General features: G+C 65.9%; 17 protein-coding genes. 14 read left to right on the top strand and 3 right to left on the bottom strand.

The annotated features are described in order from the left end of the window. Positions 1-2: 2 nt before the first annotated feature. From HXX15_RS15285 to HXX15_RS15270, 4 genes are all read left to right on the top strand, one after another. On the top strand, positions 3-1,529 hold the full coding sequence (locus HXX15_RS15285; RefSeq protein ID WP_296517033.1) for an AMP-binding protein: 1,527 nt from the start codon (positions 3-5) through the stop codon (positions 1,527-1,529). Between the two features lie 241 nt (positions 1,530-1,770). After that, complete coding sequence (locus HXX15_RS15280) at positions 1,771-2,907, top strand: thiolase family protein (protein WP_296517032.1); 1,137 nt, start codon at positions 1,771-1,773, stop codon at positions 2,905-2,907. Further along, entirely contained in the window at positions 2,904-3,272 is a 369-nt protein-coding gene (locus tag HXX15_RS15275) for an OB-fold domain-containing protein (protein ID WP_296517031.1), read from the top strand. The genes HXX15_RS15280 and HXX15_RS15275 overlap by 4 nt, the downstream gene beginning before the upstream one ends. Then, positions 3,269-5,374, top strand: a complete 2,106-nt coding sequence (locus tag HXX15_RS15270; protein WP_296517029.1) for an acetate--CoA ligase family protein — start codon at positions 3,269-3,271, stop codon at positions 5,372-5,374. The genes HXX15_RS15275 and HXX15_RS15270 overlap by 4 nt, the downstream gene beginning before the upstream one ends. 108 nt (positions 5,375-5,482) lie before the next feature. Here HXX15_RS15270 and HXX15_RS15265 read toward each other — a convergent pair whose 3' ends face one another. After that, complete coding sequence (locus tag HXX15_RS15265; protein ID WP_296517027.1) at positions 5,483-5,704, bottom strand: acetyl-CoA carboxylase biotin carboxyl carrier protein subunit; 222 nt, start codon at positions 5,702-5,704, stop codon at positions 5,483-5,485. A gap of 252 nt (positions 5,705-5,956) precedes the next feature. Between HXX15_RS15265 and HXX15_RS15260 the strand changes: the two genes are divergently transcribed. Beyond that, entirely contained in the window at positions 5,957-6,949 is a 993-nt protein-coding gene (locus tag HXX15_RS15260) for a helix-turn-helix domain-containing protein (protein WP_296517026.1), read from the top strand. Further along, positions 6,858-8,414, top strand: a complete 1,557-nt coding sequence (locus HXX15_RS15255) for a carboxyl transferase domain-containing protein (protein WP_296517024.1) — start codon at positions 6,858-6,860, stop codon at positions 8,412-8,414. The genes HXX15_RS15260 and HXX15_RS15255 overlap by 92 nt, the downstream gene beginning before the upstream one ends. Positions 8,415-8,487: 73 nt before the next feature. On the opposite strand, the gene HXX15_RS15250 is transcribed toward HXX15_RS15255, so the two are convergent. Further along, the gene (locus HXX15_RS15250; protein ID WP_296517022.1) at positions 8,488-9,771 is read right to left on the bottom strand and encodes an MFS transporter; all 1,284 of its coding nucleotides are present in this window, start codon (positions 9,769-9,771) and stop codon (positions 8,488-8,490) included. A gap of 137 nt (positions 9,772-9,908) precedes the next feature. Further along, on the bottom strand, positions 9,909-10,679 hold the full coding sequence (locus tag HXX15_RS15245; RefSeq protein ID WP_296517020.1) for an enoyl-CoA hydratase: 771 nt from the start codon (positions 10,677-10,679) through the stop codon (positions 9,909-9,911). 212 nt (positions 10,680-10,891) lie between these two features. On the opposite strand from HXX15_RS15245, the gene HXX15_RS15240 reads away from it, so the two are divergent. From HXX15_RS15240 to HXX15_RS15205, 8 genes are all read left to right on the top strand, one after another. After that, positions 10,892-11,539, top strand: coding sequence for a TetR/AcrR family transcriptional regulator (locus HXX15_RS15240; RefSeq protein ID WP_296517017.1), 648 nt, complete (start codon positions 10,892-10,894; stop codon positions 11,537-11,539). Between the two features lie 153 nt (positions 11,540-11,692). Continuing rightward, positions 11,693-13,189, top strand: a complete 1,497-nt coding sequence (locus HXX15_RS15235) for a CoA-acylating methylmalonate-semialdehyde dehydrogenase (protein WP_296517015.1) — start codon at positions 11,693-11,695, stop codon at positions 13,187-13,189. A gap of 33 nt (positions 13,190-13,222) precedes the next feature. Beyond that, entirely contained in the window at positions 13,223-13,450 is a 228-nt protein-coding gene (locus HXX15_RS15230) for a hypothetical protein (RefSeq protein WP_296517013.1), read from the top strand. Continuing rightward, complete coding sequence (locus HXX15_RS15225; protein ID WP_296517010.1) at positions 13,447-13,875, top strand: type II toxin-antitoxin system VapC family toxin; 429 nt, start codon at positions 13,447-13,449, stop codon at positions 13,873-13,875. Before HXX15_RS15230 ends, HXX15_RS15225 begins: the two co-directional genes overlap by 4 nt. Further along, positions 13,872-15,020 carry an isobutyryl-CoA dehydrogenase gene (locus HXX15_RS15220; protein WP_296517008.1) on the top strand — a complete coding sequence of 383 codons (1,149 nt, stop codon included), beginning with the start codon at positions 13,872-13,874 and terminating at the stop codon, positions 15,018-15,020. Before HXX15_RS15225 ends, HXX15_RS15220 begins: the two co-directional genes overlap by 4 nt. Continuing rightward, entirely contained in the window at positions 15,017-16,090 is a 1,074-nt protein-coding gene (locus tag HXX15_RS15215) for an enoyl-CoA hydratase/isomerase family protein (protein WP_296517007.1), read from the top strand. Before HXX15_RS15220 ends, HXX15_RS15215 begins: the two co-directional genes overlap by 4 nt. Positions 16,091-16,122: 32 nt before the next feature. Then, positions 16,123-17,016, top strand: a complete 894-nt coding sequence (mmsB, locus tag HXX15_RS15210) for a 3-hydroxyisobutyrate dehydrogenase (RefSeq protein ID WP_296517006.1) — start codon at positions 16,123-16,125, stop codon at positions 17,014-17,016. A 150-nt stretch (positions 17,017-17,166) separates the two neighbouring features. Further along, on the top strand, positions 17,167-18,900 hold the full coding sequence (locus HXX15_RS15205; protein WP_296517004.1) for an AMP-binding protein: 1,734 nt from the start codon (positions 17,167-17,169) through the stop codon (positions 18,898-18,900). Positions 18,901-18,940: the final 40 nt, after the last annotated feature.

Raw genomic sequence — 18,940 nt, 5'->3', positions numbered from 1 at the left:
CGATGAACGTGGCGGACTGGCTGGCCGCGTCCGCGCGGCTGCAACCGGCGGCGCCGGCGCTGCTCAGCGGCACGAATGTCGAGGCCGATTATGCAACCTTCGCGCGGCGCGCGGCCTCGATCGGGGCGGCGCTGGCCCGCGACTATCGCGTAGCGCCGGGCGACCGCGTCGCGCTGTTCATGACCAATTGCACGCAATATCTGGAATGCCTGTACGGCATCTGGTGGGCGGGCGCGGTGGCGATTCCGATCAACGCCAAATTGCACGGCCGCGAGGCGGCGTGGATCTGCAGCAACGCCGATGCCAAGCTCGGCCTGATCTGCGACGACACCGCCGAAGCCCTGGCGGAGGCGGCGTTCGATCTGCCGCCGTTGATGCGTACGCTGTCGGTCGACAGCGAGGAATATCGCCGGCTGCGCGGCGGTGCCGGCGCGCAGTTGCCGGAGCCGCGCGAGGACGATGACCTGGCCTGGCTGTTCTACACCTCAGGCACCACCGGGCGGCCGAAGGGCGTGATGCTGAGTCACGGCAACCTGGTGGCGATGTCATTGTGCTACCTCGCCGACGTCGACGCGGTGTCATCCGACGACGCCGCGCTCTATGCCGCGCCGCTGTCGCATGGCGCCGGGCTGTATAACTTCATTCACGTCCGCTTCGGCGCGCGCCATGTGGTGCCGGAGAGCGGCGGCTTCGATTCCGACGAGGTGCTGACGCTCGGCAAACAGCTCGGCAATGTCGCGATGTTCGCAGCACCCACCATGGTGCGACGGCTTGTCGATGCCGCCAAGAAGCGTGGCGAACGCGGCGAGGGCATCCGCACGATCGTCTATGGCGGCGGGCCGATGTATCTGGCCGACATCAAGGATGCGCTCGCCACCATGGGGCAGCGCTTCGTGCAGATTTACGGCCAGGGTGAATCGCCGATGACCATCACCTCGCTGCGGCGGGAATGGCACGGGCGGAGCGATCACCCGCGTTATCTGGAGCGTCTCGCCTCGGTCGGTACCGCGCAGAGCGTGGTCTCGGTGCGCATCACTGACGCGGACGGCAAGCCGTTGCCAACCGGCGAGACCGGCGAGATCGAGGCCAAGGGGCCTACGGTGATGCTGGGCTATTGGAACAATCCGACCGCCAATGCCGAGACGCTGAAGGACGGCTGGCTGCGAACCGGCGATGTCGGACGACTCGACGAGGACGGATTCCTGACGCTGTCGGATCGCTCCAAGGACGTGATCATTTCCGGCGGCACCAATATCTATCCGCGCGAGGTCGAGGAGGCGCTGCTGACCCATCCCGACGTGCGCGAGGTCTCGGCGATCGGCGTAGCTGATCCGGAGTGGGGCGAGACCGTGGTGGCTTGCGTCGTACTCGAGGAAGGCGCTGCGGCCAGCGACGCCGTGCTCGACGCGCATTGTCTCAGTGCGATCGCGCGGTTCAAACGCCCGAAGCGCTATGTTTTTCTCGATCAGTTGCCGAAGAACAATTACGGCAAGGTGCTGAAGACCCGGCTGCGCGAGATGGTGAAGTAGGGCGGACCGACGGCCGGCGGGTTGCCGGCGCGCATGGCCCCATACGCCGCGGGCCCTTGATCTAGCCGCCGCGCTCACGTTACACCGGCCCCGACGGTGCCGACCAGAGCGCCGCGCCAGATCGCTCGGGAGCGAAGCCGACCATGGGAGTGTTGCAGAGCGTGAACGTCTTCGCCAGGCCGTCGATGTTGAGGGGCGCGGGCCGCCGCGCTCGAACGCCGGCCCGGCGCGCGGCGTCATCATGAGCTTCATCACTGGCGTCGGTCTCACCGCATTCGGCAAGCACGAAGGCTCGTCCACGCTGAGCCTGATGAGCGCGGCCGCCGAACTTGCGATCGCCGATGCCGGACTCAAGCGTCAAGATATCGACGGCGTGCTGTGCGGCTATTCTACCACAATGCCGCACATCATGCTGGCGACATTATTCGCCGAGCATTTCGGGATTCAGCCGAGCTACTGCCATGCAGTGCAAGTCGGCGGCGCCACCGGAATGGCGATGGTGATGCTGGCGCATCAACTGGTCGATGCCAGCGTGGCGCGCCACGTGTTGGTGGTCGGCGGCGAAAATCGCCTCAGCGGGCAGAGCCGCGATGCCTCGATCCAGGCGCTGGCGCAGGTCGGCCATCCAATTTACGAAGTCCCGCTGGGACCGACCATCCCGGCCTATTACGGCCTGGTGGCGTCGCGCTACATGCATGAATACGGCGTCAGCCAGGAAGACCTCGCCGAATTCGCGGTGCTGATGCGCGCGCATGCGGCCACCCATTCGGGCGCGCAGTTCCGCGAACCGATCAGCGTCGCCGACGTGATGGCGTCAAAGCCGGTGGCGCTGCCGCTGAAGCTGCTCGATTGCTGCCCGGTGTCGGACGGCGGCGCGGCCTTCGTGGTGAGCTTTGAGCCGACCGGCGAGGCACGTGTGAAAGTTCGGGGCTGCGGTCAGGCCCACACCCATCAGCACATCACCGCGATGCCGCCGCTGTCCGGGCTCGGCGCCGAGATCGCGGTGGCGCGCGCCAAGGCCGCGTCCGGTTTGGCAATCCCTGACGTCCGCTACGCCGCGGTCTATGACAGCTTCACCATTACGCTCTTGATGCTGCTGGAAGACCTCGGCCTTGCCGGACGCGGCGAGGCGGCGGCGCGTGCGCGTGCCGGCCATTTCGGCCGCGCCGGCGCGATGCCGTTGAACACCCATGGCGGCTTGTTGAGCTACGGCCATTGCGGCGTCGGCGGCGCAATGGCGCATCTGGTCGAGACCCAGTTGCAGATGACCGGCCGCGCCGGCAATCGTCAGGTCCGCGATGCCTCGGTGGCATTGCTGCACGGCGACGGCGGTGTGCTGTCGTCGCATGTCAGCATGTTCCTGGAGCGGGTGCGATGAGCGACGCCAACACCACCCTCGACTGGACCGGCGGCGCCGAGGCGATCGTCTATCAGCAATGCGCGGCCTGCGGCGCCAGGCAATATTTCCACCGCAGTTTTTGCGCCGCCTGCGGCGCGACCGATCTGGCCGAGCACCGCGCCGGTGGCGAGGGCACGGTCTATGCCGCGACGCTGGTATTCCGCGCCGCGACGCCGGAGGCACGCGAACACGTTCCGTTTGCGATCCTTCTGGTCGATGCCGCCGAAGGTTTTCGCATGATGGCGCATGGCGCCAACGATCTGACTATCGGTGACAAGGTGACCGCGCGGTTTGTGCGCTTCACCGGCCGCCTCGTTCCCTACTTCGAAAGGACAAAACCATGAGCCGTCTGAAGGCCGCACTCGATCCGAAATCCGTCGCCATCATCGGCGCCTCGGAAAATCCCAACAAGGTCGGCGGCCGCCCGGTGCACTACCTTGACAAGTTCGGCTTCAAGGGCAAGATCTTTCCGATCAATCCGTCGCGCGCCGAAGTGCAGGGCCACAAGTGCTATCCGAGCCTGCAGGACCTGCCAGAAGCGCCGGAGATGGTGATCGTGGCAGTCGCCGGCGACAACGCCATCGGCGCGGTGGCGGATTGCGCCGCGGCCGGGGTCAAGATCGCGGTGGTGATGGCGTCGGGCTTCGGCGAGGTCGATGCGACCCTCGGCAAGGCCAAGGAACGCCACATGGTCGAGGTGGCGCACAAGGCCGGAATGCGGATCGTCGGACCGAATTCGCAAGGCCTGGCCAATTTCGGCACCGGCGCGATTGCGTCGTTCTCCACCATGTTCATGGAATTCGACAAGGCCGAGGGCCAAGGACCAGGCCACGTCGCGATGCTGAGCCAGTCCGGCGCGCTGTCGACCGTGCCGGTCGGCTTCCTGCGCCAGCGCGGCATCGGCGTCCGCCACAGCCACGCCACCGGCAACGACGCCGACATCACGGTCGGCGAGCTGGCCTGCGCGGTCGCCGAGGATTCCGAAGTCAAGCTGATGCTGCTGTATCTCGAGAGCATCCCGGACAAGACATATCTGGAAGAACTCGCCGCCATCGCGCAGGATCGCGACCTGCCGATCGTGGCGCTGAAGTCGGGCCGCACCGAGGCCGGCAAGCAGGCGGCGCAGTCGCACACCGGCGCTCTCGCCAACGAGGACCGCGTGGTCGATGCGTTCTTCGAGCATCACGGCATCTGGCGCGCGCAGGACATGCGCGGCCTGGTCGAGGCCACCGAGCTGTATCTGAAGGGCTGGAAGCCGAAAGGCCGCCGGCTGGTGGCGATCAGCAATTCCGGTGCGGTCTGCGTGATGACTGCGGATGCCGCCACCACCGTCGGTATGCCGATGGCAAAGCTGGCGCCGGAGACCGACAAGAAGCTGAAGGGCATTCTGCCGAGCTTCGCCACCACGACCAATCCGATCGATCTCACCGCGGCGCTGTTGTCGAACAGCCGGCTGTTCGGCGACATCCTGCCGGTGATCGCCGAGGATCCCGCGGCGGACGCGTTCCTGATCGGCGTGCCGGTTGCTGGCCCCGGCTATGACGTCGAAGCCTTTGCGCGCGATGCGGCGGCGTTCGCCAAGCAGACCGGCAAGCCGCTGGTGGTGGCGGCGACGCAGCCCAGCGTCGCCAGGCAATTCGCCGCCGAGGGCGCCTCGGTGTTTCCCACCGAAGTCGAGGCGGTGACGGCGCTGCACCAGTTTTTGGCGCATCGCGAGTTGATGGCGCGCACGCTGGAGCGGCGCGCGACCCGCGGCACGACCGACGCGCTGCTGGCGCTGCCGGCCGCGACCAAGATGCTGAACGAGGCCGATAGTCTTGCCTTGCTGGCGGCGCGTGGCATCGCGGTGGTGCCGCATCGGCTGTGCCGGTCGCGCGCCGAGGCGATCGCCGCGTTCGAGAGCATCGGCGGTCCGGCTGTGGTGAAGGGGTGCTCGGCCGACATCGCGCACAAATCCGAACTCGGCCTGGTCAAGCTTGGCATCACCACGCGCGAGCAGGCCGGCGAGATCTATGCGCAGATGGAAGACATCATTCGCAAACAGAACGCGGCGTTCGACGGCGTGATCGTCGCTGCGATGGCCGGCGGGCGCCGCGAATTGATGATCGGCGCGCACCGCGATCCGGTGTTCGGGCCGACCGTGGTCGTCGGCGACGGCGGCAAATATGTCGAGATTTTTCGCGATACCACGCTGCTGCTGCCGCCGTTCACCGCGGGAGACGTCCGCGAGTCGCTCGAGAGGCTGCGGATCGCGCCGCTGTTCGCTGGCGTCCGCGGCGAGGAACCGATGGATCTCGACGCGCTGTGCGACGCCGTGGTCAAGATCGGCGAATTGATGCGCGATCCCAAGGCCGGCGTGATGAGCATCGATCTCAACCCGGTGATGCTGAACTCGGCCGGCAAGGGCTGCGTCGTGGTCGACGCGGTGGTGTTCAAGAGCGCCTGAGCGGCGTGCTTGCAGCCGGCCGCGCGCCGCGGCGCGGTCGGATCATATACAAATGCGACTTGTCAGGATGACCGCGCGCCGACTGACCAATGCGCGCCGTTCGCCGACTCAGGTCTCGATGATCGCCAGCAACTGGCCTTCGGCGACGACGTCGTCGAGGCTGACGTGAATCGATTTCAAGGTTCCGTCGGCCGGCGACGCGACCGGGATTTCCATCTTCATGGCTTCGACAAAGGCGATGTCATCGCCTTCACCGATGCCGTCGCCGACTCCGACGAGAAGCGCGCAGACGCGGCCGGCTACTTCGGTGATGATTCTGATTTCGGGCATTGTGGTCTCCGGCGTGCGCTTCCGTTCGCTCGTACCGGAGCGGCGGTATTCCAAAAAAATCTTGCGCTGAGTGGTCGAATGAGAGCGAACGCTCCCGGCGAGTTGGTGTTGTGAGCGCAGATTGCCTGATGTAGCGTGGTCTTCAAGTGGAATTATATTCCGCACTGCGAAACTAGGCGGGTGTGCTGAATTGGGCCGGTGGGCGACCCGATCGACGGCGCAACGGCCTCTCGAAAACACGTAGGTCAAATCATGGGACGACGCTCGGAACGGCTTAGTAAGCAGGGAATGATCGCCAGCGATCTCGCCGGCGAAGGCGATGTGATCCAGGTGGTGTCGCGCGCGTTCGACGTGCTGCGCTGCTTCGAGGGCCACGAGGCGCGGCTCGGCAACCTCGAAATCTCGAACCGCTGCGGACTGCCGCGCTCGACGGTGTCGCGGCTCACCCATACGCTGACCCGGATGGGGCAGTTGGTGTATCTGCCGTGCGATCAGAAATATCGAATCGGCCCCAGCGCGGTGGCGATGAGCACCTCGATCGTGCAAGGGCTGCAATTGCGCAACCTGATCCGGGCGCGGTTGCAGGAAGTTGCCGAGCAGGTTCCGGGCACCGTCGGTTTCCTGATTCCGGACCGCTTCCATCTGGTCTATCTGGAATACGCCCGCGCGCCGCATGCGCTCGGATTGCACGGCGTCACCGGCAGCCGGATCGCGATGGCGCGCACGTCCGCCGGCAACGCTTACAGCGCTGCGCTCGACGAGGACGTCGCCAGCGGGCTGCTGGCCGAATTGGAGCGGGAGAATCCGAGCGACGCCGCCATCCTGCGCGAGCGCATCGAACGTAACCGCGCGATGCTGCGCGAGCGCGGTTATGTCGCCGCCTGTGGCTTGTGGAGCCCGCATATCAGCGGCATCGCCACGCCGATCTGGTCACCGCAATATCAGACCTTTGTGGTAGTGAACATCGGTTTGCTGTCGGCGATGTACGGCGAACAGCGACTGCACGACGAGGTCGCGCCGCTGCTGCTGAAGCTCGCCGGCGTCGTCGGGGGGCTGGTGCAGAACGCAGAGTCCGGCCTGTCTGGCGGAGCGATCGCGCACGACGTTCGCCCCACGCCGACCCATAAGAAACTCAACAACACGGAGGATACGCATGACTTGGAAGCCGGAACTCGACGATCTCGCCCGGCGCGAATCCTTCGCGCGGCAGATGGGCGGCGTCGACAAGGTCAAGCGCCAGCATGACCAGGGCCGGCTTACCGTCCGCGAACGGATCGACGGGCTGGTTGATTCGGGCAGCTTTCACGAAATCGGCGCGGTCTCCGGCATCGCGGAATACAACGAAGGCGGCGAACTCACCAATCTAACTCCGGCGAATTGCGTATTCGGTCGCGGCAAGGTCGATGGCCGCACCGTGGTCGTGGTCGGCGACGATTTCACCGTGCGCGGCGGTTCCGCCGACGCCTCGATTTCCGCCAAGCCGTTGATGGCCGAGGAGATGGCGCATGATTTTCGGCTGCCGATCATCCGGGTGATCGAGGGCTCCGGCGGCGGCGGCTCGGTCAAGACGATCGAGACCAAGGGCGCGTCGAATCTGCCGGGCGGCATCGGCAGCACCCGCTGGTACTGGTTCACGACCGCCAACATGGCCAAGGTGCCGGTGGTCGGGCTGGGTCTCGGCTCGGTCGCCGGGCTCGGCGCGGCGCGCCTTGCCGCCAGCCATTATTCGGTGATGACGAAATCGTCGGCGATGTTCGTGGCCGGCCCGCCGGTGGTGGCGCGGCTCGGACAGAATCTCGGCAAGCAGGAACTCGGCGGCGCCGAGATCCAGACCCGCGCCGGCGGCGTCGATCACGCGGTCGATACCGAGGAAGAGGCATTCGCCTGCGCCCGGCGGTTTCTGTCGTATCTGCCGTCCTCGGTGCACGAACTGCCGCCGACGCTGCCATGCGACGACGATCCGGAACGCGCGGACGAGAAGCTGATCAAGGCGGTGCCGCGCAATCGCCGCCAAGTCTACAAGATGCGCCCGATCGTCGAGGCGGTTGTCGACAAGGATTCGTTCTTCGAGATGGGCGCCAATTTCGGCCGCTCGGTGATCACCGGCTTTGCCCGGCTCGAAGGCAGGGCAGTGGCACTGATGGCCAGCGATCCTTATCACTATGGCGGCTCCTGGACCGCCGAGGCGTGCCAGAAGGTGGTGCGGTTCGTCGACCTCGCCGAGACATTCCATCTGCCCGTGGTCTACCTGATGGACTGCCCAGGCTTCATGATCGGGCTCGACGCCGAGAAGGCCGCAACTATCCGCCACGGCGTCCGCGCCATGGCGGCGGTCAATCAGTCCACGGTGCCGTGGTGCACCATCATCGTGCGCAATTGCTTCGGCGTCGCCGGCGTGGTGCATCAGCCCGCCAACAAGTTCTCGATGCGCTATGCGTGGCCGTCGGCCTATTGGGGTTCGCTGCCGCTGGAAGGCGGCATCGAGGCGGCCTATCGCGCGGACATCGCCGAGGCGGAAGATCCCGACGCCAAGCTGAAGGAGATCGAGGACCGGCTCAACAAGCTGCGCTCGCCGTTCCGCTCCGCCGAGCGGTTCTGGGTCGAGGAGATCATCGACCCGCGCAAGACCCGCTCGCTGCTGTGCGAATTCGCCCGGCTGGCCGAACCGCTGCGCACTCCGGGCTTCGCCACGATGGCAATCCGGCCATAGTCGCAGCTTCATCCTTCGAGACGCGCACCGAGATGTGCGCGCCTCAGGATCAGTACGCAGGGCTCGGCGGCGGCTACGCCACCGCCGGCTTCGAATGGCGGGCGATGGTCATGATGATCAGCGCCGCGACGATGCACAGCGCGCCGGCGATGAAGAACGCCGGCAAGTAGCTTGCCAGCATGGTGCGCGACAGCCCGGCGCCGAACGCCGCGGTGGCGGCGCCGAGCTGATGGCCGGCGAAGATCCAGCCGAACACCAGATTGGCGCGCTCGGGACCGAATTTCTGCGCCGTCAACCGCACCGTCGGCGGGATTGTCGCGACCCAGTCGAGGCCGTAGAACAACGCGAACAGCGACAGCCCATAGAACGAGAAGTCGGTGAACGGCAGTGCCAGCAGCGACAGCCCGCGCAGGCCGTAATACCAGAACAGCAGCCAGCGGTTATCGTAGCGGTCCGACAGCCAGCCGGACAGCAGGGTGCCGAAGAAGTCGAAGATCCCCATCGCGGCGAGCAACCCGGCGGCCTCGACCTGCGGGATGTTGAAGTCGGCACACAACGGAATCAGGTGCACCTGAATCAGCCCGTTGGTCGAGGCGCCGCAGATGAAGAAGGTGAAGAACAGCACCCAGAACACCCTGGTCTTGGCGGCGTCGCGCAGGGCGCCGAGCGCCGCGGCCATGATCGGCGCGGTGTTCGGCGGCGGCGGCGCGATCGGCTGCGTCCCGGCGTCGCCGAACGGCCGCAGCCCGAGATCGCTGGGCCGGTCGCGCATCACCAGCAGCACGCCGAATGCCGCCACCGCCAGCATCACGCAGACGAACGCGAGCGCCATCCGCCAGCCCATCCGTTCGGTCAGGCTGGCCAGCAGCGGCAGGAAGACCAGTTGCCCGGTGGCGACGCTGGCGGTCATGATCCCGATCACCAGGCCGCGCCGCTGCGCGAACCAGCGCGTCGCAATCGTTGCGCCGAGCACCAGTGCGGTCATGCCGGTGCCGATCCCCACCACGACGCCCCACAGCAGCATCAGGTGCCAGACCTTGGTCATCGCCAGCGAGGCCAGCAGGCTGGTGGTGACGATTAGCAGCGCCGACAATGCGACATTGCGCAGCCCGTAGCGGTTCATCAGCGCCGCGGCGAACGGCGCCATCAGCCCGAACAGCACGAAGCGAACCGACAGCGCCGAGGATATCTCCGCGGTGCTCCAGCCGAATTCCTTCTGCAGGGGCACAATGAAGACGCCCGGCGCGCCGACCGCGCCGGCCGAGACCAGCGCGGTGAGGAAGGTGACCCCCACCATCACCCAGCCATAGTGGATGTTGCGGCGGGCGAGGGCGGCCGACAGCCAGTCTGAAATCATGAGGGACCTGCTGGGTTTCGGCAGGCGTCATGCATGCCGACGTCGTTTTGAATGATCATCATCATATGATGTGGGGTGGAATTTGCAATCGCGCCGCAGCACAAAAGGCCGTGGCGGTCTGCTGCAGCGGACGCCGCTCACCGTTTGCGGTTGACGAATTCGCCCATCAGTCGCTGCGGCTCACCGGTGAGGTAGGATTGGCCGAACACCTTGATGCTGAGATCGACTGATTCCTTCAGCGGTAGTTCCTCCCAGGCCTTCAGCAGCTCCTTCTGCGCCCGCAGCGCCTGCGGCGCGCATTCCAGTAGCGCCGCGACCTGGCTTTCCACCGCCGCGTCGAGGCCGCCCGGCGGCGCCACCACGTCGATCAGGCCCCAGGAGAGCGCGGTCGGCGCGTCGATATTGGCCGCGGTCATCAGCAGCCAGCGGGCGCGGCCCCAGCCGATCAGCCGCGGCAGCAGGGCGGCGTGGATCACCGAGGGAATGCCGACCCGCACCTCGGGCATGCCGAATGTGGCGTCGTGTGCCGCGACCCGGAAATCGCAGGCGGCGGCGAATTCCAGACCGCCGCCGAGGCACCAGCCGGGCATCCGCGCGATCACGGGCGCCGGAAACGCCCGCACCGCCTCGCACAAATCGCGCAGCCCGGTGATGAAGGTCTCCGCCGAAGCTTGGTCCAGCGTCGCCATTTCCTTGATGTCGGCGCCGCCGATCATGCTCTTGTTGCCGGCTCCGGCGATCACCAGCACGCGGATTTCGGGTTCCGTCACCAGCTGCCCGAGACCCTCGCGGACGCCGTTGATTACCGCGGAACTCAGGATATTGAGCGAGCCGGCGTTGCAGATCGTCATCCGGACCACGCCGCGCAGGTCGCGGTCGACACCGCAATAGGTGTTGAGCATCTGCATGGATTGCCTCCCATGTTCTTGTCGACGCGGGGCACGGTTGCGCCCTTGATGCTCCAGTTCCGGTTCCAGCCCGGTCTTGTCAAGAGCGGGGACGCGGCGCCCGCACTATGTTGGCGCCGCGTCTCAATAAGGTGCGAAATAGTGCGCTATTTCCGCCAAATTGGGCTATAGAGTTAGATATTATATGACTACGAACATTTTATGGACAGCGGATGCGATACTCCAAGGAACACAAGCTCGAAACCCACGCCCGGATTGTGAAGAAGGCCTCGGTGCGGCTGCGCGAAAAGGGTGCCCATGGCATCGGCGTCGCTGACCTGATGAAGGACGCCGGCCTGACCCATGGCGGGTTCTACGCCCATTTCGATTCCCGCGAGGCGCTGGTGATCGAGGCGTTTGCCTTTGCGATGGACCGTTCCACCGAGCGCTGGCGCAAGCTCGTCAGCGAGTTGCCGCCCCAGCAGCGGCTCGCCGCGATCGTCAATTCCTACCTGACGCCGACCCATCGCGACGACCCCGGCCGCGGCTGCGCGGTCCCGGCGCTGGGCGCGGAAATCGCCCGCGAGAGCCCGAAAACCCGCCGGGCGTTTGCGGCCAAGCTTGAGCAGATGCTCGAGATGATGGCCTCGCAGATCATCGATGCGCCGCCCAAGGCGGCGCGCAAACAGGCGGTGGCGACGCTGGCCACCATGATGGGGACGCTGGTGCTGGCACGCATCGCCGGCAGCGGCGAACTGTCCGACGATATTCTCGAAGCCGGCCGCGAAGCCGTGCTGAGCCGCGCCGCGGCGGTCAACTCGTCGGCAAAACCGCGCGCCCGCAAGGCTGCCGTCAGGCCGGCGACCAAGCCGCAAGCTTGAGCCGCAGCTGCGATTGGATCGCGGGACGGCGGCTGCGACCATGGTCGCATGCGTGCCCCGGCATTTTCGCCACGGCGTTGCTCGCCGAGGCCCTTCCCAAACTCGCAAAAAGTCTGTTCAAGATGTCCTGAAAACAGCCTTCAGGAGGATCGCATGCGTTCAATCGGGCACTTTATCGGCGGCCGTGAGGTCAAGGGAGCATCCGGGCGCACGGCGGACGTATTCGAGCCGATGACCGGCGAGGTCCAGGCCAAGGTGGACCTGGCGAGCAAGGCCGAGCTCCGCGCCGCGGTCGAGAACGCCAAGGCCGCCCAGGTCGAATGGGGCGCCACCAATCCGCAGCGCCGCGCCCGCATCATGATGAAATTCCTCGAACTGGCGCAGCGCGACTACGACAAGCTCGCCGATCTGCTGGCGCGCGAACACGGCAAGACCGTCCCTGACGCCAAGGGCGACATTCAGCGCGGCCTCGAAGTTGTCGAGTTCGCCTGCGGCATCCCGCATCTGATGAAGGGCGAATATACGGAAGGCGCCGGCCCCGGCATCGACATCTATTCGATGCGGCAACCGCTCGGCGTCGTCGCCGGCATCACCCCGTTCAATTTTCCCGCGATGATCCCGATGTGGAAATTCGCCCCCGCGATCGCCTGCGGCAACGCCTTCATCCTGAAGCCGTCGGAGCGCGATCCCGGCGTGCCGATGGCGCTGGCCGCGCTGATGATCGAGGCCGGGCTGCCGCCGGGCATTCTCAACGTCGTCAACGGAGACAAGGAAGCGGTCGACGCCATCCTCGACGATCCCGACATCAAGGCCGTCGGCTTCGTCGGCTCCTCGCCGATCGCGCAATACATCTATGAGCGCGCGGCCGCGACCGGCAAGCGGGCACAGTGCTTCGGCGGCGCCAAGAACCACGCCATCATCATGCCCGACGCCGACATCGACCAGACCGTCGACGCGCTGATCGGCGCCGGCTACGGCTCGGCCGGCGAGCGCTGCATGGCGATCTCGGTCGCGGTGCCGGTCGGCAAGGCCACCGCCGACAAGTTGATGGCAAAGCTGATCCCGCGCGTCGAGGCGCTGAAGATCGGCCCGTCGACCGACCCGTCCGCCGATTTCGGCCCGCTGGTGACCAAGGCGGCGCTGGAGCGGGTCAAGGATTACGTCGAGATCGGCGTCAAGGAAGGCGCCACGCTGGCGGTCGACGGCCGCGGCTTCAAGATGCAGGGCTACGAGAACGGCTTCTACATGGGCGGCTGCCTGTTCGACAACGTCACCAAGGACATGCGGATCTACAAAGAAGAGATCTTCGGCCCGGTGCTGAGCGTGGTCCGCGCCCACGACTACGCCGAGGCGCTGGCGCTGCCGTCCGACCACGACTATGGCAACGGCGTCGCAATCTTCACCCGCGACGGCGACGCCGCCCGCGACTTCGCGGCGAAAGTAAACGTCGGCATGGTCGGCATCAACGTCCCGATCCCGGTGCCGATCGCCTACTACACCTTCGGCGGCTGGAAGAAATCCGGCTTCGGCGACCTCAACCAGCACGGCCCGGATTCGATCCGCTTCTACACCAAGACCAAGACCGTCACCGCGCGCTGGCCGTCGGGCGTCAAGGAGGGCGCGGAATTCTCGATTCCGACGATGAAGTGAGGTAGATTCTAAAAGTGTATCCTGGAGAGCGCCATGGCAGAGACGAAAAATCTGAGCCGCGTCGAGGAAATGGATGCGTCGTTCGAGCGCCGCGCGCGCGCGAACGGCCGGACGTTCGAGCAGGAGGTCGAGTTCCTGCTTGAACGAAAGCAACCTCTCACGCCCGAAGAGCGTGTAGCCACCATTCGATATTTGCACTCCCGCTGCAATGGCATTCAGCCATCCCTGACACTCGATGAAATCAGAGAAGGTCTGATGTGAGGACGTTGGTAATCGATGCCAGCGTAGCGCTCAAATGGCTCGTGCCCGAAGAAATGTCCGACGTGGCGAGAGATCTGTCCGGTGTGCCGGATCGCCTGGTTGCGCCACGACTCATCATTACCGAGATTGCCAACGCGCTTGCCCGCAAGACGATCCAAGGGTTGCTGAGCAGCCGGGAGGCTACGTATCACTTCAGTACGCTGCCGGCGCTATTGCCGGAACTGATCGACGTTGATGAGTTGATTGCGCCGGCGCTCGAAAATGCCTGCAAGCTGCGGCATCCGATCTATGATCTCATCTATCTCGAGACCGCGCGACGTCTTGACGCACAATTGGTGACCGCGGACCGCCGATTCACCGCCAAACTCGTGGGTACCGATCTCGCGCGCCACGTGTTGTTTCTGTCCGATTGGCATCCCTCATGACCCACTTCACCCTCACCGAAGACCAGATCGCGATCCGCGACATGGCGCGCGATTTCGCCGCCGACAACATCGCGCCGCACGCGCTGCAATGGGACGAGGAGAAATTCTTCCCGGTCGAGGTGATGCGGCAGGCCGCCGCGCTCGGGATCGGCGGCATCTACATCCGCGACGACGTCGGCGGGTCGGCGATGACCCGGTTCGATGCCGCATTGATCTTCGAGGCGCTGGCGCAGGGCTGCCCGACCTCGTCGGCCTTCATCTCGATCCACAACATGGCGAGCTGGATGATCGACGCCTATGGCAACGATACGCAGCGCCGCAAATGGCTGCCGCGGCTGTGCAGCATGGAGCTGCTGGCGAGCTATTGCCTGACCGAGCCGGGCTCCGGCTCCGACGCCGCGGCGCTACGCACCCGCGCGGTGCGGGACGGCGATCATTACGTCCTCAATGGCCAGAAACAGTTCATCTCCGGCGCCGGCCAGGCTGGCCTCTATGTGGTGATGGTGCGCACCGGCCAGGACGGCCCGGGCGGCGTTTCCACGCTGGTGGTGGAGGGCGACACGCCCGGCCTGGCGTTCGGCGCCAACGAGCGCAAGATGGGGTGGAACGCGCAGCCGACCTGCGCGGTGATTTTCGAAAATGCGCGAGTGCCGGTTGCCAATCGGCTCGGCGACGAGGGCATCGGCTTCAAGATCGCGATGGCCGGGCTCGACGGCGGCCGCATCAACATCGCGGCCTGTTCGCTCGGAGGCGCGCAATCGGCGCTCGACAAGTCGCTGAGTTACATGAAAGAGCGCAAGGCGTTCGGCAAACGGCTCGACGAATTCCAGGCGCTGCAATTTCGCCTTGCCGACATGGCGACCGAGCTGGAAGCGGCGCGGACCTTTGTCTGGCGCGCGGCGGCGGCGCTCGATCGCAAGGATCACGACGCCACCATGCTGTGCGCGATGGCGAAGCGGTTCGGCACCGATGTCGGCTTCGAGGTCGCCAACCAGGCGCTGCAGCTGCACGGCGGCTATGGTTATCTTGCCGAATACGGCATCGAGAAGATCGTCCGCGATCTGCGCGTGCATCAAATTCTGGAAGGGACCAACGAAATCATGCGGCTGATCGTGGCGCGCAAGCTGATCGAGGGCGCGCGATGAATGCGCCGGTGACCGAGCCCGACCTGATCGCGCGGCGCGAAGGCGCCGCCGGAGTCATTCGCCTGAACCGGCCGAAGACGCTGAATGCGATGACGCTGGAGATGGCGCGTGGCATCGACGCCGCGCTTGATGCGTTCGAGGCCGATCCGGCGGTGGCGCTGATCCTGATCGAAGGCGCCGGCGAGCGCGGGCTGTGCGCCGGCGGCGATATTCGCGGGCTCTATGACAGCGCGCGCGCCGGCGGCGATCTAGGTAAGGTGTTTTGGCGCGAAGAATACATCATGAATGCGCGGATCGCGAAATATCCGAAGCCCTATGTGGCGTTCATGGATGGTCTGGTGATGGGCGGCGGCGTCGGAATCGCCGCGCATGGCAGCCACCGCATCGTCACCGATCGAACCAAGATCGGCATGCCGGAAGTCGGCATCGGCTTCTTCCCCGATGTCGGCGGCACCTGGTTGCTGTCGCGCTCCCCCGGCGAGATAGGCACTTACTTCGGTCTCACCGGCGAGACCATGAATGGCGCCGACGCCATCCACGCGAAATTCGCCGACGCCTATGTGCCGTCGCAGGCGTGGCCGGCGCTACGCACGGCGCTGACCGCGGCGCCGGTCGGTGCCAGCGCCGAGCAGGTGAGCAGCATCATCGCACGCTTCGCCGCAACGCTCGAATTCGGCCCGGCGCAGCGCCACAGCGCGGAGATCGACGCGCTGTTCGGCCCCGACAGCATCGAGGAGATCGTGATCGCGCTGGCGCATCAAACGTCGGAATTTGCGCAGGCCACGTTGCAGACGCTGCTCGGCAAATCCCCGACCAGCCTCAAGGTGGCGTTGAAGCTGCTGCGGATGGCGCGCGAAGCCGCGTCGCTCGAGGCATGCCTGATCAACGAATATCGCGCGGCGCTGCAGGTGTTCGTTAGTGCTGATTTCGTCGAGGGCATCCGCGCCGCGGTGATTGACAAGGACCGCAATCCGCAATGGCAGCCGGCGCGGATCGAGAACGTGACTCCGGAGATCGTGGCGCGATACTTCATCCATCGGGGCGGCGACGAGTTGAAATTCCCGGATTAGAATTCCGGGACATCAGGGCGAGGGGGCAGGATATGACGAGTATTGCATTCATCGGTCTCGGCAACATGGGCGGCCCGATGGCCGCCAATCTGGTCAAGGCCGGCCGCAAGGTCACGGGCTTCGATCTGGCCGCGGCCTCCTGCGACGCCGCGAAGGCCGACGGCGTGGCGATCGCGGCCTCGGCGATCGACGCGGTGAAGGGTGCCAGCGTGATCGTCACCATGCTGCCGGCCGGCAAGCATGTGCGCGCGGTCTGGGGCGAAATCCTGCCGCATCTGGCCAAGGGATCACTGATCATCGACTGCTCGACCATCGACGTCGAAAGCGCGGTGGAGGCTCATGCGCAGGCCGCCAGGCACAGCATCGCCTCGATCGACGCGCCGGTGTCCGGCGGCACCGGCGGCGCCAAGGGCGCGACGCTGACCTTCATGGCCGGCGGCTCCGCGGCGGCCTTCGCGGCGGCGAAGCCGGTGCTTGAACTGATGGGCAAGAAGATCGTGCATTGCGGCGGCGCCGGCGCGGGGCAGGCGGCCAAGATCTGCAACAACATGATCCTCGGCATCTCGATGATCGCGGTCAGCGAAGCGTTCACCCTCGCGGAAAAGCTTGGCCTGTCGCATCAGGCGCTGTTCGACGTCGCCTCGACCTCGTCGGGACAATGCTGGTCGCTGACCAGCTACTGCCCGGTGCCAGGCCCGGTGCCCGCTTCGCCCGCCAACAACGGCTACAAGCCCGGCTTCGCCGCGGCGCTGATGCTGAAGGATCTGCGGCTGTCGCAGGAGGCAGCGAAAGCCGCCGGCGCCGCGACCCCGCTCGGCGCCCACGCCGCGGACATCTATACGGCGTTCGAAGCGGCCGGCAACGGCGGCGCGGACTTCTCCGGGATCATCAACTATCTGCGCGAACAGGCGGGGAAGTGGTCGTAGCGAGATGGACTTGTCGCCGTCATTGCGAGCGAAGCGAAGCAATCCAGAGCGTCAACCACAGAGTTTCTGGATTGCTTGGTCGCTTCGCTCCTCGCAATGACGACGCGAGATCTCGGGACAGTTTCGAAGTCGATCATTGGGGCTGATAGCATGACCACATTTCAACAAGCCCGCGCATTCCTGCTGGAACACCGCACCGACTACGACACCGCGGTCGCGAACTTCCGCTGGCCCGATCCGGTGCCGTTCAACTGGGCGCTGGACTGGTTCGACGCCGGGCTCGCCACCGATCCTTTGAGCCGCGATCGCACCGCGCTGTGGATCGTCGACGCCGCCAGCAACAAGGAAACCAAGCTCTCCTTTACGACGCTGTCGCGACGCTCTAATCAGGTGGCGAATTTCCTGCGCGCCAAGGGGCTGAAGCGCGGCGATCATTTGCTGCTGCTGCTCGGCAATGTGGTGTCGCTATGGGAGACCATGCTGGCGGCGATGAAGCTCGGCGTGGTGGTGATTCCGGCCACCACGCTGCTGACCACCGAGGAATTGCGCGACCGGCTCGATCGCGGCCGCGCCAGGCTGGTGGTGGCGTCGCAGGATCAGGTGGCGAAATTCGCCGGCCTCGGCGGCGACAATCTCACCCGCGTCGTGGTCGGGGCGACGGCCGCGCATGACGGCTGGCTGCCGTTCGAACAGACCGCGGCGTTTCCCGATACGTTCCAGCCGGACGGTCCGACCCAGGCCGACGATCCGATGCTGCTGTATTTCACCTCCGGCACCACGGCGAAGCCGAAGCTGGTGCGGCACAGCCAGCGCAGCTATCCGGTCGGCGGGCTGTCGACGATGTTCTGGCTCGGGCTGCAGCCCGGCGACGTGCATCTGAATATCTCCTCGCCGGGCTGGGCGAAACACGCCTGGAGCTGCTTCTTTGCGCCGTGGAACGCCGGCGCCGCGGTGTTCGTGGTCAACCAGCCGCGGTTCGATGCCAAGGGCCTGCTGGCGACGATCGGGCGCTGCGGCGTCACCACGCTGTGCGCGCCGCCGACGGTGTGGCGGCTGTTCATCCAGGAGAAGCTCGCCGACTTCAAGGTCAGCTTGCGCGAGGTCTGCGGCGCCGGCGAGCCGCTCAATCCGGAAGTAATCGACCAGGTCAAGGCGGCGTGGGGGCTGACCATCCGCGACGGCTACGGCCAGACTGAGACCACCGCGATGGTCGGCAATTCGCCGGGGCAGAAGGTGAAGATCGGCTCGATGGGCCGGCCGCTGCCGGGCTACGCCGTCAAGATCACCGATGCGGACGGCCAGCCGTCGAAGGAGGGCGAGGTCACGCTGGTGCTGGGCGCCTCGCGGCCCGCCGGGCTGATGCAGGGCTACCAGGGCGAGGGCGGCAAGCTGAGCGGCGCCGACGGCGAACTCTATCGCAGCGGCGACGTGGTGTTCGCCGACGACGAGGGCTATCTCACCTTCGTCGGCCGCTCCGACGACGTGTTCAAATCATCCGACTATCGCATCAGCCCGTTCGAGCTGGAGAGCATCCTGCTCGAGCACGAGATGGTGGCGGAAGCCGCGGTGGTGCCGAGCCCTGATCCGATCAGGCTCGCGATCCCGAAAGCCTATGTGATGCTGACGGCGGGCAATGAGCGCTCGCGCGACACCGCGCTGTCGATCTTCCAGCATCTGCAGCAGCGGCTGGCGCCGTTCAAGCGGATCCGGCGGCTCGAGCTGGTCACCGAATTGCCGAAGACGATCTCCGGCAAGATCCGCCGCGTTCAACTGCGCCGGCTCGAACATGACGACGACCGTGCCGACAATCTGCGCGGCGCCGAATTCCGCGAAGAGGACTTTCCGGAATTGCAGGCGGCGCGCGGGGTAGCGGCGAAGAGCTGAGCGGTGTTCGATAGGATGAGCACGAGCTCTTCGCTTGGAT

This window comes from Rhodopseudomonas sp. (genome assembly GCF_013377015.1).
In the GTDB taxonomy this organism is placed as follows: Bacteria; Pseudomonadota; Alphaproteobacteria; order Rhizobiales; family Xanthobacteraceae; genus JARJEH01.
This window is presented reverse-complemented; position numbering and strand designations above follow the sequence as displayed.

Bases quoted from the DNA above. Each gene is read 5' to 3' on its own strand.
- HXX15_RS15285 (WP_296517033.1), top strand. From the start codon at position 3: ATGAACGTGGCGGACTGGCTGGCCGCGTCCGCGCGGCTGCAACCGGCG.
- HXX15_RS15280 (WP_296517032.1), top strand. From the start codon at position 1,771: ATGAGCTTCATCACTGGCGTCGGTCTCACCGCATTCGGCAAGCACGAA.
- HXX15_RS15275 (WP_296517031.1), top strand. From the start codon at position 2,904: ATGAGCGACGCCAACACCACCCTCGACTGGACCGGCGGCGCCGAGGCG.
- HXX15_RS15270 (WP_296517029.1), top strand. From the start codon at position 3,269: ATGAGCCGTCTGAAGGCCGCACTCGATCCGAAATCCGTCGCCATCATC.
- HXX15_RS15265 (WP_296517027.1), bottom strand. From the start codon at position 5,704: ATGCCCGAAATCAGAATCATCACCGAAGTAGCCGGCCGCGTCTGCGCG.
- HXX15_RS15260 (WP_296517026.1), top strand. From the start codon at position 5,957: ATGGGACGACGCTCGGAACGGCTTAGTAAGCAGGGAATGATCGCCAGC.
- HXX15_RS15255 (WP_296517024.1), top strand. From the start codon at position 6,858: ATGACTTGGAAGCCGGAACTCGACGATCTCGCCCGGCGCGAATCCTTC.
- HXX15_RS15250 (WP_296517022.1), bottom strand. From the start codon at position 9,771: ATGATTTCAGACTGGCTGTCGGCCGCCCTCGCCCGCCGCAACATCCAC.
- HXX15_RS15245 (WP_296517020.1), bottom strand. From the start codon at position 10,679: ATGCAGATGCTCAACACCTATTGCGGTGTCGACCGCGACCTGCGCGGC.
- HXX15_RS15240 (WP_296517017.1), top strand. From the start codon at position 10,892: ATGCGATACTCCAAGGAACACAAGCTCGAAACCCACGCCCGGATTGTG.
- HXX15_RS15235 (WP_296517015.1), top strand. From the start codon at position 11,693: ATGCGTTCAATCGGGCACTTTATCGGCGGCCGTGAGGTCAAGGGAGCA.
- HXX15_RS15230 (WP_296517013.1), top strand. From the start codon at position 13,223: ATGGCAGAGACGAAAAATCTGAGCCGCGTCGAGGAAATGGATGCGTCG.
- HXX15_RS15220 (WP_296517008.1), top strand. From the start codon at position 13,872: ATGACCCACTTCACCCTCACCGAAGACCAGATCGCGATCCGCGACATG.
- HXX15_RS15215 (WP_296517007.1), top strand. From the start codon at position 15,017: ATGAATGCGCCGGTGACCGAGCCCGACCTGATCGCGCGGCGCGAAGGC.
- mmsB (WP_296517006.1), top strand. From the start codon at position 16,123: ATGACGAGTATTGCATTCATCGGTCTCGGCAACATGGGCGGCCCGATG.
- HXX15_RS15205 (WP_296517004.1), top strand. From the start codon at position 17,167: ATGACCACATTTCAACAAGCCCGCGCATTCCTGCTGGAACACCGCACC.